The organism is Halopseudomonas sp., from assembly GCF_036960865.1.
Taxonomy (GTDB): Bacteria; Pseudomonadota; Gammaproteobacteria; order Pseudomonadales; family Pseudomonadaceae; genus Halopseudomonas.
The window spans coordinates 1-618 of record NZ_JBALWE010000023.1; the positions used below are offsets into that span (position 1 = coordinate 1).

Genomic DNA, 618 nt, shown 5'->3' on the forward strand with positions numbered 1-618 from the left:
ATTATATTTAGACGCGAACGCTGCTTTTAACTTCCCGCCAGCGCCCATCTCTTCGTCAAAAAAATCGATACAGCCTTCGACCGCATCCGTTTTTCCATTCCCAGGTCCACCTACTAGGAGAAGCGCCCTGGGGACCTTTTCGCCCGCTACCAGATCAGCCGACCACTCGCGCAAACGACTAATTAGCGGTGTTTCGATTTGTTGGCCCGTTGGGCGACCTGAATCATCATTAAAAGGTCTTCTTACGCCACCGTCTCTGTGACCGGCCCACTTTTGCAGCCCTTCGGGAAATAATCTTTCAGAGTCTACGACCTGAGAAACCTCTCCGTTGGCGTTGGCGTTGGCGTTGGCGTTGGCGTTGGCGTTGGCGTTGGCGTTGGCGAGATAATCTGCAAAGCAATTTAACGCAGCGCCATACATGCCATTACCTGCCGTGTTTCGAGCCTCGTAGATGGGAAGCTCGCGCAGACTTGCCGCGATTGGCTGAAAATCATCAACATTTGTGACCTCATCCAAGGATTTCTGGACCAGCCCTGCGTCAACCGCCCACTTAGACATGCCGCCTGAAACTGCATTGCTATAGTTTTTTGCTGTCTTGGGTGACTTACCGATTGAGGT

The 618-nt window shown here is 52.3% G+C and carries 1 pseudogene; it reads right to left on the reverse strand.

The features are described from left to right. Positions 1 to 618: pseudogene (locus tag V7747_RS18545) on the reverse strand (hypothetical protein); the annotation flags it as partial.